This window comes from Bacillus sp. SIMBA_008 (assembly GCF_046535495.1).
GTDB lineage: Bacteria > Bacillota > Bacilli > Bacillales > Bacillaceae > Bacillus > Bacillus subtilis.
On sequence record NZ_JAWRWL010000587.1, the window covers coordinates 1 to 266 of the forward strand.

1 protein-coding gene is annotated in these 266 nt (G+C 45.5%); it reads left to right on the forward strand.

Going from position 1 to position 266, the window contains the following annotated elements; translation table 11 throughout:
- Window position 1 precedes the first annotated feature (1 nt).
- Window positions 2–109: a PhrA family phosphatase inhibitor gene (locus SB658_RS24550; protein WP_410602995.1), complete on the forward strand. Its 108-nt coding sequence runs from the start codon at window positions 2–4 to the stop codon at window positions 107–109.
- Window positions 110–266: the final 157 nt, after the last annotated feature.

The following is a 266-nucleotide window of genomic DNA, read 5'->3' on the forward strand; positions in this document are numbered from 1 at the left end:
GCTGCTAGTTGCTGTGGGGTTCAGCTTTACACAGGTGATCGGCCATGAAAGCCATTTGGAAAACCAAGCGGACGGCACGTTCCATATTGCCGCACGCAACCAAACATAACATAAAGACCCTTCTTTGGAAGGGTCTTATTTTTTGCATGCGTATCCATTCCAATTTTATCCGAATGCAGGGTCGATATGCTCAAGTTATCTGTCCTACGAATGCCACCTATTGATGAAAAAGGCATAAGGAGAGATGAAGAGTGGGGATTGAAGTG